At 72.3% G+C, this 14,252-nt stretch carries 13 protein-coding genes and 1 tRNA gene; 11 read left to right on the forward strand and 3 right to left on the reverse strand.

What is annotated here, in order from left to right:
- Nucleotides 1-90: 90 nt before the first annotated feature.
- From ASE87_RS04485 to ASE87_RS04505, 5 genes are all read left to right on the forward strand, one after another.
- Nucleotides 91-564, forward strand: a complete 474-nt coding sequence (locus tag ASE87_RS04485) for a peroxiredoxin (protein ID WP_043592615.1) — start codon at nucleotides 91-93, stop codon at nucleotides 562-564.
- Nucleotides 565-648: 84 nt separating this feature from the next.
- Nucleotides 649-721, forward strand: a tRNA-Val gene (locus tag ASE87_RS04490).
- A gap of 107 nt (nucleotides 722-828) precedes the next feature.
- Complete coding sequence (locus ASE87_RS04495) at nucleotides 829-2,016, forward strand: hypothetical protein (protein WP_056226250.1); 1,188 nt, start codon at nucleotides 829-831, stop codon at nucleotides 2,014-2,016.
- A gap of 179 nt (nucleotides 2,017-2,195) precedes the next feature.
- Nucleotides 2,196-3,056: a hypothetical protein gene (locus ASE87_RS04500; protein WP_056226253.1), complete on the forward strand. Its 861-nt coding sequence runs from the start codon at nucleotides 2,196-2,198 to the stop codon at nucleotides 3,054-3,056.
- A 73-nt stretch (nucleotides 3,057-3,129) separates the two neighbouring features.
- Nucleotides 3,130-4,098: an alpha/beta hydrolase fold domain-containing protein gene (locus ASE87_RS04505; protein WP_235472192.1), complete on the forward strand. Its 969-nt coding sequence runs from the start codon at nucleotides 3,130-3,132 to the stop codon at nucleotides 4,096-4,098.
- A 109-nt stretch (nucleotides 4,099-4,207) separates the two neighbouring features.
- On the opposite strand, the gene ASE87_RS04510 is transcribed toward ASE87_RS04505, so the two are convergent.
- On the reverse strand, nucleotides 4,208-4,489 hold the full coding sequence (locus ASE87_RS04510; protein ID WP_056226870.1) for a GlsB/YeaQ/YmgE family stress response membrane protein: 282 nt from the start codon (nucleotides 4,487-4,489) through the stop codon (nucleotides 4,208-4,210).
- Nucleotides 4,490-4,608: 119 nt separating this feature from the next.
- On the opposite strand from ASE87_RS04510, the gene ASE87_RS04515 reads away from it, so the two are divergent.
- The gene (locus ASE87_RS04515) at nucleotides 4,609-5,277 is read left to right on the forward strand and encodes a DNA-binding response regulator (RefSeq protein ID WP_043592622.1); all 669 of its coding nucleotides are present in this window, start codon (nucleotides 4,609-4,611) and stop codon (nucleotides 5,275-5,277) included.
- A 35-nt stretch (nucleotides 5,278-5,312) separates the two neighbouring features.
- Here the strand turns inward: ASE87_RS04515 and ASE87_RS04520 are convergent, their stop codons facing one another.
- Together ASE87_RS04520 and ASE87_RS04525 are read right to left on the reverse strand one after the other, a co-directional pair.
- Nucleotides 5,313-5,954 carry a histidine phosphatase family protein gene (locus tag ASE87_RS04520; RefSeq protein WP_200925439.1) on the reverse strand — a complete coding sequence of 214 codons (642 nt, stop codon included), beginning with the start codon at nucleotides 5,952-5,954 and terminating at the stop codon, nucleotides 5,313-5,315.
- Between the two features lie 30 nt (nucleotides 5,955-5,984).
- Nucleotides 5,985-7,385, reverse strand: coding sequence for an NAD(P)/FAD-dependent oxidoreductase (locus tag ASE87_RS04525; protein WP_056226263.1), 1,401 nt, complete (start codon nucleotides 7,383-7,385; stop codon nucleotides 5,985-5,987).
- A 290-nt stretch (nucleotides 7,386-7,675) separates the two neighbouring features.
- Here ASE87_RS04525 and ASE87_RS04530 point away from each other — a divergent pair, with 290 nt between their 5' ends.
- The 5 genes from ASE87_RS04530 to ASE87_RS04550 are packed head-to-tail and all read left to right on the forward strand — an operon-like array spanning nucleotide 7,676 to nucleotide 14,217.
- Nucleotides 7,676-9,343 (forward strand): ABC transporter substrate-binding protein, encoded by a 1,668-nt coding sequence (locus ASE87_RS04530; protein ID WP_056226267.1) that lies wholly within the window; start codon nucleotides 7,676-7,678, stop codon nucleotides 9,341-9,343.
- Nucleotides 9,340-10,287, forward strand: a complete 948-nt coding sequence (locus ASE87_RS04535; RefSeq protein WP_056226270.1) for an ABC transporter permease — start codon at nucleotides 9,340-9,342, stop codon at nucleotides 10,285-10,287. Before ASE87_RS04530 ends, ASE87_RS04535 begins: the two co-directional genes overlap by 4 nt.
- The gene (locus ASE87_RS04540) at nucleotides 10,284-11,252 is read left to right on the forward strand and encodes an ABC transporter permease (protein WP_082452290.1); all 969 of its coding nucleotides are present in this window, start codon (nucleotides 10,284-10,286) and stop codon (nucleotides 11,250-11,252) included. The genes ASE87_RS04535 and ASE87_RS04540 overlap by 4 nt, the downstream gene beginning before the upstream one ends.
- Entirely contained in the window at nucleotides 11,249-12,994 is a 1,746-nt protein-coding gene (locus ASE87_RS04545) for an ABC transporter ATP-binding protein (protein WP_056226273.1), read from the forward strand. Before ASE87_RS04540 ends, ASE87_RS04545 begins: the two co-directional genes overlap by 4 nt.
- A complete protein-coding gene (locus ASE87_RS04550) occupies nucleotides 12,991-14,217 on the forward strand; it encodes an acyl-CoA dehydrogenase family protein (RefSeq protein ID WP_056226276.1) in 1,227 nt (408 codons plus the stop codon). Before ASE87_RS04545 ends, ASE87_RS04550 begins: the two co-directional genes overlap by 4 nt.
- Nucleotides 14,218-14,252: the final 35 nt, after the last annotated feature.

The raw sequence follows: 14,252 nt of genomic DNA on the forward strand, positions 1-14,252 counted from the left end.
CGCCGCCGCTTGAAATCCGACGCGTGAGGCGTAGGATCGGCGATCGTGTCAGTCGCCGACCGCCCGGGTCGACGCGAAAGGAACGCACCCATGGCTCTGGAGAACGCCATCCAGGCTCCCGACTTCGACCTGCCGAACCAGTTCGGCGAGCGAGTCCGGTTGAGCGACTTCCGGGGCGTCAAGCCCGTGGCCCTGGTGTTCTTCCCCCTGGCGTTCAGCAGCACCTGCACCAAAGAGCTCTGCACGTTGCGCGACAACCTCGCGATGTTCCAGGACCACCGCGTCGAGTTGCTGGTCGTCTCCGTCGACTCCAAGGCCACGCTGCGCGCCTTCGCCGAGGAGAAGGGCTACGACTTCACCCTGCTGGCCGACTTCTGGCCGCACGGCGAGGTCTCGAAGGAGTACGGCGTCTTCCTCGAGAACAAGGGATTCGCGACCCGCACCACCTTCCTGATCGACGTCGACGGCGTCATCCGCGAGCACTTCGGCACCGAGCCCGGTCAAGAACGTTCGCTCGCCGACTACCGCGCCGCGCTCGACCTCCTCGTCCCCGTCACGGCCTGAGTCCCCGGGCCACTGCCCAGGAGGCGCGGGTCGGCTCGTCCACCCGCTAACCTGTACTCGCTCGCCCGGCTCGTCCCGGCGCGAGGGCCTTTAGCTCAGTTGGTAGAGCGCCACGTTTACACCGTGGATGTCATCGGTTCGAGCCCGGTAGGGCCCACCCTGAGACGTCTTGGTCAGCAATGACCCTCTGAGCAAGACGACCGTGAGCACGTTCGGGAAGCGGCCACTGGCATCGCGCTTCAGGAAGCGGCTGACGAACGTGACGTGGTCACACACAGCCACGGTGGTGTTCTCGACGAGTACCTCGGCGGAATCGGGGCGGAGCTCGAGGACTTTCTGGCCTGGCATAGTCGAGTCATGTGGTGGAGGAAGACGAGCGACGACGGAGCGGTCCCGGCCGTCTCGCTGGAGACTTCCCGTCACACGGCTGTCCCGGCGGCGCACCCGTTCTTCACCGGTGACGGGTTCACCCTGTCGAACCCGGAGCGGGAGACCATCGGGTACTCGGAGGGCGACCGGCGCTGGTCGCTGCTGGCGGCGTGGGGTGTGTCGCCTCCGGAAGTACGTGTCCCACGTCCCGAGGTGTGGGACGCGGTCGTCCCGCCGTGGCTCCGCGGCCGGTGCGACATCGTCACCAGCCGGCTCATCGAGCATTCGGGTCACACGGTCGTGTTCGACCCTGACTCCTGGTACGACGAGACGCTGCAGTTCGTCGGCATGGAGACCAGCGGCTCCCGGCAACCATGCCCGTGCTGCGACGCGGAGGCCATGACGGTCGAGCAGACGTACCCGTCCGGGCAGGTCGCCCTCGAAGTCGGGCCGACGCAACGGGCCATCGAAGAGCGTCTGTCCGATGGCCGGTTCGAGGTCATCCGCGCCGACGTCCCTGTCGACGAGATCGTCGACTTGCTGATCAGCGACACGAAGTACACCATCATCACGTACCTGCGCTGCACAGTGTCGAACGAGACCATCCTGTGGGGCCTCGCCATCCGCGGCACCCCCATCTACCAGCACGTCCTGCCCATGGCGCCGTTCGTCCGGCGCTGGGAAGACGGCTACCCGCGCGTGGACAACGCACCCGACCGGCCGACGCTGAACCCCGACGCGAAAGTCTCCCCGGGCGTGCTTCCGGTGCCTGTATCGCCGTCGCGTCCGAGGCTGGCCGGCAACCGTCCCGGGGCCGACAGAGACCTCCACATCGGTGTCGGTTACTCCATCGCCGAGGCGAGCGACGGCGTCGCCTACCTGGTGCCGTTCCGCGGCCGTCACGTGTTCCCGACCCGGTGGACCGGCCGGAGGCCTGCTGTGCTCCTGCCCCGGCCCGAGCTGTGGGACGCGAATATCCCACGGTTCCTTCGTGGGAGACGGGAGATCGTCGCCGCGCGGCTGCAGGAATGGAGCGGCCACGACGTCGAGTCCGTCACCGACGGCGTCGACGTCGAGGAGTGACACCGCACGTCAGGTGACCTGTCGGGGGTCGTCGTCGCGGCAGTCGTCGGATGTCCGACCGGTTGTCGCCGGGGCCACGTCGACGTGGTCGTCGCGACCCACGCCGGTCAGGAGGAGTGTCCCGCAGTCCTTCGTCTCGATGGACCAGGATGGGCTGAGGACGTCGACAGGGGGCTGGGATGGACGGACGACCACAGGAGCCGGTCGACGGGGCGCAGGTCGAGGGCGCAGCGACCGAGCACACGACGACGACCGGTCGGGGCAGCGGCGTCGCGGTCGCCCTGACGTTGCCGGTGGCCCTCGTCGTGGGCTGGATCGTGCAGCTGACGGCCGTCCTGTCGCGCCTCCTCGAGCCGACCGACGATCCGACGGGCGGCTTCGGCCTCACCGGGTGGCTCGTCGTCGGTGCCGCGATCGGCGTCGGCGTGCCGCTGGTCGCGTTCGTCAGGCAGGTGCACGCCCGGCGCCGCGACCCGTCGCTCTCGGGCGTGGCCTTCGTCGTGGCCACCCTCGTGCTCGTGGTCGGACTCGTGACCTGTGGACTCGCCGTCGTCCTGCAGTTCTCCTCGGTGGCGGCGGACCGGTACCGGACGGCGCAGCCGCCGTCCGTGGCCGAGCAGCGGTACACGGGCGAGGAGGCGGGCGACGAGCTGCGCGCGCTCGGTGACGACACCGTCCGAGCCCTCGGCGGCGATCCGACCGAAGGCTTGCGCGCCGACGGCTCGACCGTCCGGGCGTACAGCGAGGAGTGCCTCCTCGACAACGACGATCCCGGGGTCGTGTGGAGCTACTCGTACTCCGCGGACGGCCTCGTCGACGCGTCCGGCGAACCACTGCTGCCCGACGGGGTCCACGTGCTGCCGGGCACCCGCACCGACCTCGACGGCGTGCGCGAGCTCTGGTCGAGCGAGGGGATCGGGGCCGAGCAGGACCGGGTCGACTTCGACCAGATCGTCCCCGAGGCCGACTGGATCGAGCGGTGGTCGTACGTGAGGGCCGGGCCGACGGTCGACATCACGACGATCTGCCTGGTGCCGTGACGGTCGAATACGGTCCGGCGCCGGCGCGCTGATCGGCACCCACCCGGGCGGCAGCCGGGGTATCGTCGCGGCCGTGACCACGCGCCTCCCTCGGATGCCCTCCCGCACCTCCCGCACCTCCCGAGAGACCGTCCGGGTGCCCCTCGCCGCGAGGCTCGTCCTGCCCCGGGCGGCGGTCCCGGTGTTCCTGCGGGCGACGGGGGCGAACCGCACCTTCGTCACCGAGGCCGGGGCGCGTCGGCGCATCCGTCGGTCGTCCCTCCGCCCGGCACCGTACGGCCCGCCTGCCGTCCTCCGGGACGACGTCCGGGTCGACGTCGAGCAGCGCGGCGGCTGGCCGGTCTACACGATCACGCGGCGTGACGGTGCGTCGCGCGGCACCGTCGTCTACGCCCACGGCGGCGGCTGGGTGGGCGAGATCGTGTCGCAGCACTGGCACCTCGCCGCCCAGCTCGCCGCCGAGGTCCGCACGACGGTCGTCCTGCCGATCTACCCGCTGGTCCCGTACGGGACGGCCGAGGAGGCGCGGGTCGGCATCCTCGACCTGGTCGCGTCGGCAGACGGCCCGGTCGCCCTCGCGGGGGACTCGGCCGGCGGTCAGATCGTGCTGTCCGCCGCCCTGTCGTTGCGTGACGCGGGCGTCGTCGTCGCCCGGACGGTGCTGATCGCCCCGGCACTCGACCTCACCTGGAGCAACCCCCGCATCCCCGAGGTGCAGCCGACCGACCCGTGGCTCGGGACGCCCGGCGGACGCGTGCTCGCCGAGCACTGGCGGGGCGAGCTCGACCTGCGCGACCCCGTCGTCAGCCCCCTGTTCGGCGACCTCGCTGGGCTGGGCCCGGTGACGGTGTTCACGGGGACGCGAGACGTCCTGAACCCCGACGCGCACCTCCTTCGCGACCGTGCCGCGGCGGCCGGCGTCGAGCTCGAGTGGCACGAAGGGGACGGCGAGATCCACGCGTACCCGCTGCTGCCCATCCGGTCGGGTCGCATCGCCCGCGCGCAGATCGTCCGGACGCTCCGCCGCTCGCTCGCGTCCTGACCCGGGGGCGAGTACCGATCGGGGCGGTCCGACGGTGCGGTGCGCGTGCTCCTGCGTCGGTGCGACCCGGGGCGGCCGTGGCACAGCCGCCCCGACCGGCGACCGGGGCTCAGCGGCGAGCGGCGCTGCGGCGACCCGAGACGGCGACCCAGATCACGAGGACGACGATCGCGCCGATGATCGAGCCGATGATGCCGGCGGGCTGGAAGAACCCGTCCGTGGGGTCGTGCTGGAACAGCAGGAAGCCGAGGAACCCGCCGACGAACGAACCGATGATGCCGAGCAGGATCGTCATGGCGATCGAGAGGCTCTGGCGACCCGGGACGACCGCGCGGGCGATGAACCCTGCGATGAGGCCGACGACGAGCAAGCTGATGATGAGACCGATCATGGTGTTCTCCTTCCGGGAGAGATGGGCGACCGGCACCGTCGGTGCCGTGGTGTCGCAGGACCCAGCAGACCACCCCTGGAGGTGTGGCGGCACACCCCTCGGGGTGGGATGGTGTCCTCATGCCCCTCGCTCCGACCCGGTCGATCACCGTCGCACTCGTCGACGACTACGACGTCGTGCTCGCCGGTCTCGCCCACATGTTCGACCGCTACCGCGACCGGGTCGTCGTCGCCGAGATCGACGCCACGACGTCCCTGTCCGACCGGGTCGACGTCGTCCTCTACGACTCGTTCGCCCAGCCGGAGTCCGACCACCACGAGCTCGCCGAACTGGTCGCCAACCCGGCAGCCGGCAAGGTCGTCGTCTACACCTGGAACTTCCACCCCGAGCTCGTCGAGTCGGCTCTCGCGCAGGGCGTGCACGGGTACCTCTCGAAGACCCTCGGCGCCCGCGAACTGGTCGAGGCGCTCGAGGCGGTCCACCGGGGCGAACGGGTCGTCAGCGAGGTGCGGGGGCGGGCACCGAGCGCGCCGGGCCTCGACTGGCCCGGCCGCCGCGAGGGCATCACCGACCGCGAGTCCGAGATCCTGGCCCTCATCACCCAGGGGAAGAGCAACGCCGAGGTCGCGGCGCTCACCTACCTCAGCCCGAACACGGTCAAGTCCTACATCCGATCGGTCTACCGACGCATCGGCGCGACGAGCCGGACGCAGGCCGTGCTGTGGGGCGTCCAGAACGGCTTCCGCCCGGACCACCACCGCATCGACCACTGGCTCGGCGGCCCGTAGGAGGCGCGCTGCGGTCTGGTCGTCGGACGCGCGGCTCAGTGCGCCAGGGGTTCGCCGTCCCACGAGACGGCGACCCAGCCGCCCTCGGTCGAGCCCTCGAGGACGACCGAGCCGGTGTTGCGGAGCCCGTGGGTGCGACTGAACGCGGCGTCGAGGTTGAGGGCGGTGTCCGCCGCCCAGACGCAGATGGCGGCTTCGTGCGAGACGAGGACCGCGGTCGAGTCGGCCGGTGTCGCGGCGACGACCCGATCGACCGCCGCACGGAACCGGGCCGTGAACTCGGTGCCGCTCTCGCCTCCCGGGATGCGCGCCTCCGGATCGGTCCACCACCTCTGCATGGTGCCGGCGTACCGGGGCAGGGCCTCGGCGTAGGGCAGCCCCTCGAGGTCGCCGGCGTCGATCTCGTGGGCACCGTCCACCTCGTGGTGAGGGAGCCCGAGGCCGTCGGCGACGATCACGGCGGTCTCGCCGGCCCGGCGCAGGCGCGACGAGTGCACGGCGACGATCGGTTCGTGGGCCAGGGCCGTCGCGAGGTCGGCGGCCTGTTCGCGGCCGAGCGGAGAGAGCGGCGGGCCCGGAGGTCGCGAGCCGATGGTGCGGGCGACGTTGTCGGCGGTCTCGCCGTGGCGGATGAGGAGGAGGCGCATCGTGGCTTTCGGTCGGGGCGGGTGATCCATCGTGCCACGATGACCACCGCCGACCTGCTCCTAGCGCGCGGTGCGATCCGCCAGCACGGCCCGGGCCGCCATGCCGATCACCGCGCTGTAGGTGGGATAGGCGAAGCGCACCTCGGCCAGGGTGGCGACGTCGACACCGCCGGCCATGGCGGTGGTGACCGCCTGGACCACCTCGACGGCGTTCTCGCCGACGGCATGGGCGCCGAGCACGAGTTCGCGCCGACGGTCGGCGATCAGCTTGAGGAACCCCGTCTCGCGATCGTCGATCACGGCCCGGTCCACGGTCGAGTACGGGATCGTGACGACCACGCACGACTCGTCCGCCTCACGGGCCTGTTCTTCGGTGAGGCCGACGCCGGCGTAGTCCGGGTCGGTGAACCCACCGGCCGGCAGGAGGTGGTGCGGCGTGCGGCGGTTGGCGCCGAGGACGGCGTTCTCGGCGGCGGCCTCGCCCTCGAACTGGGCGGCCTGGACCAGCATGTCGCGGCCGTTGGCGTCGCCCACGGCGAACACGTGCGGCACGACGGTCCGGAAGTACCGGTCGACGGGGATCGACGAGCGCTCCACGTCGATGCCGGCCTTCTCGAGACCGAGGTCGTCCACGTCGGCGGGCCAGCCCGTGGCCATGACGACGACGTCGAAGTCGGCCGAGGGCGTCGTGTCGTCCTGCCGCCAGGTCAGGGTGATCGAGCCGTCGTCGGCGCGGGCGAGGCTCTCGACGCCGTCGATGCCCGTCCGGACGTCGATGCCCTGATCGGTGAAGGCACCGGCGACGACCTTGGAGACGGAGGCGTCGGACGCCATCAGGACCCGCGGCGCGAGGTCGAGGAGCGTGACCGCACTGCCGAACGCGTCGAACACGGTGACGAGCTGCGCGCCCGTGTTGCCCGCACCGATCACGGCCACCCGCCGGGGGAGGGCAGGCAGGTCCAGGACGTGTTCGGGCACGGTGGCCAGCTCGCCGCCCGGGATCGGCAGACGGCGCGAGTGGCCACCGACGCAGATCAGGATCGACGCCGCCGAGATCGTCCGCCCGCTGTCGAGGACGAGGGTCGAGTCGTCGACGAACCGGGCCCGGCCCTCGTGGACCAGCTCGACCCCCGCGGCCCCGAACCGCTCGGCCTCCCGCTTGATCGACCGGACCTTGTCGACGCGCTCCCGGACGCGCGCGACGGTCGACGCCCAGTCGATCGTCGGGGGCGCGACGTCGACGCCGTAGACGTCGGCATGTCGGGTCTCGCGGATCAGCCGGGCCGTCTTGGCCAGCACCCGCGTGGGCACGCACCCGGTGTTCACGCAGGTGCCGCCCTCGCGGCCCGCTTCGAGGACGACGACGCGAGCCCCGAGCTCGGCCGCCCGCAGGGCTGCCGCGGTGCCCGCCGGACCGGCACCGATGACGGCCACGTCGTAGTCCTTCTCCGAGATGCCCATGTGCTGCCTGCCCCTTCGTCGCGTCGGCCGTCAGGACCAACTCAACCAGGTGGCCATGGGCGGACGCCCCGGACGACTTCGCGAGGTCGGGGGGAGTCCTGGGCCGGAGGTGCCGGTCGGGTATGCCGGAAGGTCGACACCGGAACGGTCACGGACACCGCGCACGAGGGCCCACCGCAAGTGCCGGGGGCGCGTGTGACGGTTTGAGACGACGGGTGTCGCGTGGCGTCACGTGACTGGTCGGGCGGCCGAGGCGTCCGTAGGTTCGGGCCTCGACGAAAGGTTCGCCCATGTTCCGACCTCCCTCCCGACGCCTCCCCGTGGCCACCACGGCCGCCACCGCGCTCGTCGCGCTGCTCGCCGGCTGCTCGGGCGCGGCCTCCGCCGAGGTCGTCGACCGTGGCCCCGTCCGCGGCGGCACCCTGGTCTACGCCACCGACCGCGAGCCCACCTGCCTCGACCCGCACAACTCGGGGGACATGCCCCAGACCTACGTCGCCCGGCAGTACCTCGACTCCCTCGTCTCGCTGCAGGCGGACGGCAGCGTCGTGCCCTGGCTCGCCACCTCGTGGACGATCTCGGACGACGGCACGCAGTACGACTTCACCCTGAAGGAGCGCGTCGAGTTCCACGACGGCACCCCGCTCGACGCGCAGGCCGTCGTCGACAACTTCACCCAGATCCTCGACCCGGCCACGCAGTCGTCGACCGACCTGCTCTACCTGACCGGGTACTTCGAGAGCGCGACCGCCCTGTCCGAGCACGTCGTCCGGATCGACCTCTCCCGCCCCTACTCGCCGCTGCTCGCCGCCCTGTCGCAGGCGTTCTTCGGCATCGAGTCGCCGAAGGCGATGGCGCGCGGCCTCGAGGAGAACTGCGAGTCGCCGGTCGGCACCGGACCGTTCGAGGTCGTCGCGTGGAACCACGGCCGAGACGTGCAGCTCGTGCGCAACGACGACTACGACTCGGCCCCCGCCGACGCGAAGCACCAGGGCCCCGCCTACCTCGACGGCATCACCTGGCGGTTCCTCAAGGACAACACCACCCGGTACGGCGCCCTCGGCTCGGGCGAGGCCGACGTCATCTTCAACGTGCCGCCCGAGAGCCAGCAGCTCGCCGAGGCCGACCCCGCGATCAGCCTGCAGGAGTTCGTCCACTCGGGCTCGCCGTTCAGCCTCGACCTCAACACGACCAGCCCGGTGTTCGACGACATCCGGGTGCGGAAGGCCTTCGTCCACGCCTCCAACGCCCGTGCCGCCGTCGAGAGCGCCTACGCCGGCGTGTTCCCGTACGAGGGCGACGCCGTCTCGTCCGGTACGCCGCACTACGACGAGACCTTCCACGAGCCGTTCCCGTACGACCCCGACGAGGCGAACCGCCTGCTCGACGACGCCGGGTGGACCGGCCGCGACGAGGACGGACACCGCACCAAGGACGGAGAGACCCTGACCGTGCGCCTGCCCTACAACGCGGACGGTGCCGAGACGCCGCCCGCCGACCTGACGATCCTGCAGAACATCCAGGCGATGGAGAAGGAGGTGGGCATCGAGGTCGACCTCGAGGCGCTGGACTCCGCCAGCATGAACGCCGTCTGGGGCGATCCCGACGCGTACGACCTCATCGGCAACTACTGGAACAGCCCCACGCCGCACGTGATGTACATCAAGTACTCGAAGGCGACCCTCGACGTCGGCAACGGTCAGAACTCGGCCTTCGCCTCCGACGACGAGCTCGACCGCGTCCTGATCGCGGGTACGGCCACCACCGATCCGACCGAACAGGCGGTGCTCTACTCCGAGGCCCAGCGCATCCTCACCTCGAAGGCCTGGAGCCTGCCGCTCTACCCGATCCAGACCCGGTTGGGCATCTCGAACCGGGTGAAGGACGTGTGGATCGAGCCCTCCGAGGGCGAGCCGGTGCTGTCGGACGCCTACTTCGTGGACGGCGGCGACCGATGAACCCCTGGGTCCTGCGCATCGCCCGTCGCGTCGCCGAGTCGATCGTCCTGCTGCTGGCCGTCGGCACCATCGTGTTCTTCCTCGAGCACGCCGTGCCGGGCGACCCGGCCGTGGCGATCCTCGGCGGCGCGGCCGCCCACCCGACACCCGAGGCCGTCGCCGCCGTCACCGCTCAGTACGGGTTCGACCGTCCCTTGCTCGCGCAGTACGGGTCGTTCCTGCTCGGCCTCGTCCGGCTCGACTTCGGCGAGTCCTACACACTCAAGCAATCGGTCGTCAGCGTCATCGGCGGCCAGCTCGGCTCGACCCTGGCCCTCACGGCCACCGCGCTCGGTCTCGCCTGGCTGTTGTCGATCACGTCGACGTTGCTCACCGCCGGGAGGCGCGGCCTCCTGGGCCGGATCGGCTCGGTCGTCGAGACGGTCGCGGCCGGTCTGCCGCAGTTCTGGCTCGGCCTCGTCCTGTTGCTCGTCTTCGCGGTGCGCCTCGGCTGGTTCCCGGTGATCGGCACGGGACTGCCCGGACTCGTCCTGCCGGCCCTGACCCTGGCGATCCCGCTGGCCGGGTTCCTCGGGCAGGTGACGCGCGACGAGTTCGAGGACGCCCAGGACCAGCCGTTCGCCCTCTCGGCACGGGCTCGTGGCTTGTCCGAGGCGGCCGTCCGGGCACGACACCTCCTCCGCCACGCCGCCCTGCCGGGCATCACCCTCTCGGGGTGGGGCCTCGGCTCGCTGATCTCGGGCGCGGTCGTCGTCGAGGTCGTCTTCGCCCGCCAGGGCGTCGGCCAGGTGCTCGTCACCGCGGTGAACGCGCAGGACCTCCCGCTCGTCATCGGCATCACCTTCGTCGTGGCCCTCGTCTACGTCGTCGCGAACGTCCTCACCGACGTCGCGTACGTCGCCGTCGATCCCCGGCTGCGCACCACGATCGGAGCACCCGCATGAGCACCACGTCCACCGCCACCGCGGCGCCCCCCGTCCCCGCCGCGACCGACCGGCCGACCGGTCCGCACGACGCCGGTCCGCACGAGGTCGGTCTGCACGACGCCGACCCGGCGGCCACCGCGCCCGGTCCGCGTCGCGTGCGCCGCGCCTCCCACCCGCTCCGCCGGGTCTCGACCTGGGTGGCCGTCGCCTTCATCGCGGCCGTCCTCCTCGCGGCGGTCTGGCCGAGTCTGCTCGCGCCGGCCGACCCCCTCGCGATCGACCTCGCGAAGAGCTTCGCAGCGCCGAGCGCCGAGCACGTGTTCGGCACGGACCAGTCCGGGCGCGACGTCTACTCGCGCGTCGTGCACGGGGCCGGGCAGTCGGTGCTGATCGGCGTGGGGGCGACCGCCCTCGGGCTGGCCGGCGCCACGTTGCTGGGCCTGCTCGGGGGACTCGGCGGTCGGGCCGTCGACGCGGTCGTCACCCGCGTGATCGAGGTGCTCTACGCGTTCCCCGGCATCCTGCTCGCCCTCGTCCTCGTCGCGATCGCCGGCAACTCGGCCGGGACGCAGATCCTCGCCGTCGGCGTCGCCACGATCCCCGGCTACGCCCGGATGGTCCGTGGTCAGGTGCTCGCCGTGCGGGACTCGCCCTACGTCCAAGCGGAGCGCGCCCTGGGCCACGGGCCGGTCCACGTGCTCGTCCACACCCTGCTGCCCAACGCGTTCCGGCCGTTGACCGTGTTGGTCACCCTGGGCATCGGCCAGGCGATCGTCTGGGCGTCGGCGCTGGGCTTCCTCGGCATGGGCGTCCAGCCCCCGGCCCCGGAGTGGGGCGCGATGCTCAACGCCGGCCGCAACTACCTGCAGCAGGCCTGGTGGCTCGACTTCTTCCCCGGCGTCGTCATCGTGTTGCTCGCGTTGTCGCTGACGGCCGTCGGCCGCAGCATCCAGACCCTCACCACCCCGGGAGGCGCGCGATGAGCCCCGAACCCGTCCTCGACCCCGAGGCCGTGCGACTCGACACGGCCGGCCCGCTCGTCGACGTGCGGGGCCTGTCGGTCGCGTTCGGCGGCAGCACGGTCGTCCGCGACGTCTCGTTCACCGTCGAGGCCGGGCGCTGCACGGCCATCGTGGGGGAGTCCGGCTCGGGGAAGAGCGTCACGGCCAAGGCGCTGCTCGGACTGAACGGCCACACCGCCGCGACGACCGCCTCGACCCTCCGGCTCGCCGGTCGCGACCTCACCGACCTCGGCGACCGCGACTGGCAGCGCCTGCGCGGTCGTGAGATCGGGTACGTCCTGCAGGACGCCCTCGTCTCGCTCGACCCCCTGCGCCGCGTCGGGGCCGAGATCGCGGAGCCCCTCCGCGTCCACCGGTACGGCGATCGGCGGGCCCGCGAGGCCCGGGTGATCGAGCTGCTCGAACGGGTCGGCGTCCCCGAACCGCGCCTCCGGGCCCGCCAGCTGCCCTCGCAACTGTCCGGAGGCCTCCGGCAGCGCGCACTCATCGCCGCGGCCGTGGCCCTCGAGCCCGCGGTCCTGATCGCCGACGAGCCGACCACCGCGCTCGACACGACCGTCCAGGCGCAGATCCTCGCCCTGCTCGACGAGTTGCGCACCGGCGGCGCGGGGCTCGTCCTCATCAGCCACGACCTCGGTGTGGTCGAACGACTCGCCGACGAGGTCGTGGTCATGCAGCACGGCGTCGTGGTCGAGCAGGGGCCGACCGACCAGGTGCTCGGGGCGCCGAGCCACCCCTACACGCAGCGCCTGCTGGCGGCGATCCCCACGGCGCACGCCCGCGGCAGCCGCCTCTCGTCGGCGGCACCGGCGACCCTGGCGGCACGTCCCGTGGACCGGCCCGTCCCCGCCCCGGGCACCCCCGTGCTCGAGGTGCGTCACGTCACCAAGCGCTACCGGGGGTCGGACCGCGTCACCCGCACGGTCGTCGACGACGTCTCGTTCACCCTGCACGCGGGCGAGACCCTCGGCATCGTCGGCGAGTCGGGCTCGGGCAAGTCGACCACCGCCGCGATCGCCCTGGCCCTGACGGCCCCGGACGAGGGCGAGGTGCTGTTCGAGGGCCGGCCCTGGTCCGCCCTGCACGAGCGGGAGCGGCGACCCGACCGGCCGCGCATCGCGACGGTCTCGCAGGACCCCCTGAGCTCGTTCGACCCTCGTCGGTCGGTCGGCCAGCTCGTCACGGGAGCCCTCCGCGCCGCGGCGAGCGCGCGGGGCGGTCGGGGTGCCGCGGAGACGGACGCCCGTGCCCGCGTCGACGACCTGCTCGTGGGGGTCGGGCTCGACCCCCACCTGGCCGGCCGACACCCGTCGACCCTCTCGGGTGGCCAGCGCCAGCGGGTGGCCATCGCCCGCGCGTTGGCCACCGACCCGGACGTGCTCGTCCTCGACGAGGCCGTCAGTGCCCTCGACGTGTCGGTGCAGGCGCAGGTTCTCGACCTGTTGGCCGACATCCGCGCCCGCTACGGCACGTCGACCCTGTTCATCTCGCACGACCTCGGCGTCATCCGGCACGTGAGCGACCGCGTGCTCGTCCTGAAGGACGGACGGGTCGTCGAGGAGGGGCGGGTCGAGCAGGTGCTCGAACGTCCCGTCGCCGAGTACACGCGCCGTCTGCTCGCCGCCGTCCCCGGTGGTGGCCTGTCCGCCACCACCACACGTCCCACCACGACCACCACCGATCCCACCGGAGGCCCCCGATGACCGACACGACCACCATCGCATCGACTCCCACGCCGACCCGCGAGGACCTGCTCGCCCGGTTCGAGCCCGTGTTCGACCGCATCGCCGAGGGCGCCGTCGACCGCGAGCGCAAGCGCGAGCTGCCGTTCGAGCAGGTGCGGCAGCTGGCGGAGTCCGGCTTCACGGCCGTCACCGTGCCGGTCGGGCTCGGTGGTTCCGGCGCCCGGCCGTCCGACCTGTTCGCCCTGCTCGTGCGGCTGGCGCGGGCCGACTCGAACCTGCCGCAACTGCTGCGGGCGCACTTCGCCTTCGTCGAGGAGTTGCTGCTCGACACCTCGGACGACCTCGTACGGCGCGGCCCCTGGCTCGAGCAGGTCGCGGCGGGCGAGGTGTTCGGCAACGCGAGCCACGAGCGCAGCGCCGCCCGGGTGGGGTCGCTCGTGACGCACCTCGTGCCGGACGGGGACGGCTGGAGGCTGCACGGCGAGAAGCACTACAGCACGGGCACGCTCTTCGCCGACTGGACGACCGTGACCGCGACGACGCCGGCCGGCCGGGTGGTCGGCGTGACGGTGCGGGTCGACGACGAGGGGGTCGACGTCCGCGACGACTGGAACGGCTTCGGCCAGCGGCTCACCGGCAGCGGGACGACGCGCTTCGAGGGCGTGCGGGTCGAGCCGTCCCAGATCAGGCCCCAGCGCGACGAGCGTCGCACGCCCTTGCCGGCCTTCCTGCAGACCGTGCTGCTGGCCTCGCTGGCCGGCGTCGCGACGGCGGCGGAACGCGATGCCGTCGAGTTCGTGCGCACCCGCACCCGCGCCTACAGCCAGGGCGTCGCGGCGACGGCCGCCGCCGACCCGTTGGTCCAGTCGGTCGTGGGGCGGGTCTCGGCGGACGCCCTCGCGGCCGAGTCCCTGGTGCAGAGCGCGGCCGCGGCGATCGACCGTGCCCACGACGCCGTGGTGGCCGGAGACCCGGACGCGTTCGATCGCATCGAGACGGCCGAGCTCGTCACCATCCGGGCGCAGGTGACGGTGGTCGAGGTGGCCCTGCGCGCGACGACCACCCTGTTCGAGGTCGGCGGAGCCAGCGCCACCGACCGCGACCGGGTGCTCGACCGTCATTGGCGGAACGCGAGGACGCTCTCGTCGCACAACCCCGTGGTGCTGCAGCAACGGGTGATCGGCGACCGTCTCGTCAACGACGCCCCCTTGACCTACTTCTGGTCCACCGGGCAGGCCTGAGCGGCCGGCCCGCGCGGGGCGCAGGTGAGGCGGCG

Origin of the sequence: Frigoribacterium sp. Leaf44 (genome assembly GCF_001421865.1) — a bacterium.
Taxonomy (GTDB): domain Bacteria; phylum Actinomycetota; class Actinomycetes; order Actinomycetales; family Microbacteriaceae; genus Frigoribacterium.

Excerpts from the sequence above, each read along its gene's own strand:
- ASE87_RS04485 (WP_043592615.1), top strand. The coding sequence starts at position 91 with ATGGCTCTGGAGAACGCCATCCAGGCTCCCGACTTCGACCTGCCGAAC.
- ASE87_RS04500 (WP_056226253.1), top strand. The coding sequence starts at position 2,196 with ATGGACGGACGACCACAGGAGCCGGTCGACGGGGCGCAGGTCGAGGGC.
- ASE87_RS04510 (WP_056226870.1), bottom strand. The coding sequence starts at position 4,489 with ATGATCGGTCTCATCATCAGCTTGCTCGTCGTCGGCCTCATCGCAGGG.
- ASE87_RS04515 (WP_043592622.1), top strand. The coding sequence starts at position 4,609 with ATGCCCCTCGCTCCGACCCGGTCGATCACCGTCGCACTCGTCGACGAC.
- ASE87_RS04520 (WP_200925439.1), bottom strand. The coding sequence starts at position 5,954 with ATGGATCACCCGCCCCGACCGAAAGCCACGATGCGCCTCCTCCTCATC.
- ASE87_RS04525 (WP_056226263.1), bottom strand. The coding sequence starts at position 7,385 with ATGGGCATCTCGGAGAAGGACTACGACGTGGCCGTCATCGGTGCCGGT.
- ASE87_RS04530 (WP_056226267.1), top strand. The coding sequence starts at position 7,676 with ATGTTCCGACCTCCCTCCCGACGCCTCCCCGTGGCCACCACGGCCGCC.
- ASE87_RS04535 (WP_056226270.1), top strand. The coding sequence starts at position 9,340 with ATGAACCCCTGGGTCCTGCGCATCGCCCGTCGCGTCGCCGAGTCGATC.
- ASE87_RS04540 (WP_082452290.1), top strand. The coding sequence starts at position 10,284 with ATGAGCACCACGTCCACCGCCACCGCGGCGCCCCCCGTCCCCGCCGCG.
- ASE87_RS04545 (WP_056226273.1), top strand. The coding sequence starts at position 11,249 with ATGAGCCCCGAACCCGTCCTCGACCCCGAGGCCGTGCGACTCGACACG.
- ASE87_RS04550 (WP_056226276.1), top strand. The coding sequence starts at position 12,991 with ATGACCGACACGACCACCATCGCATCGACTCCCACGCCGACCCGCGAG.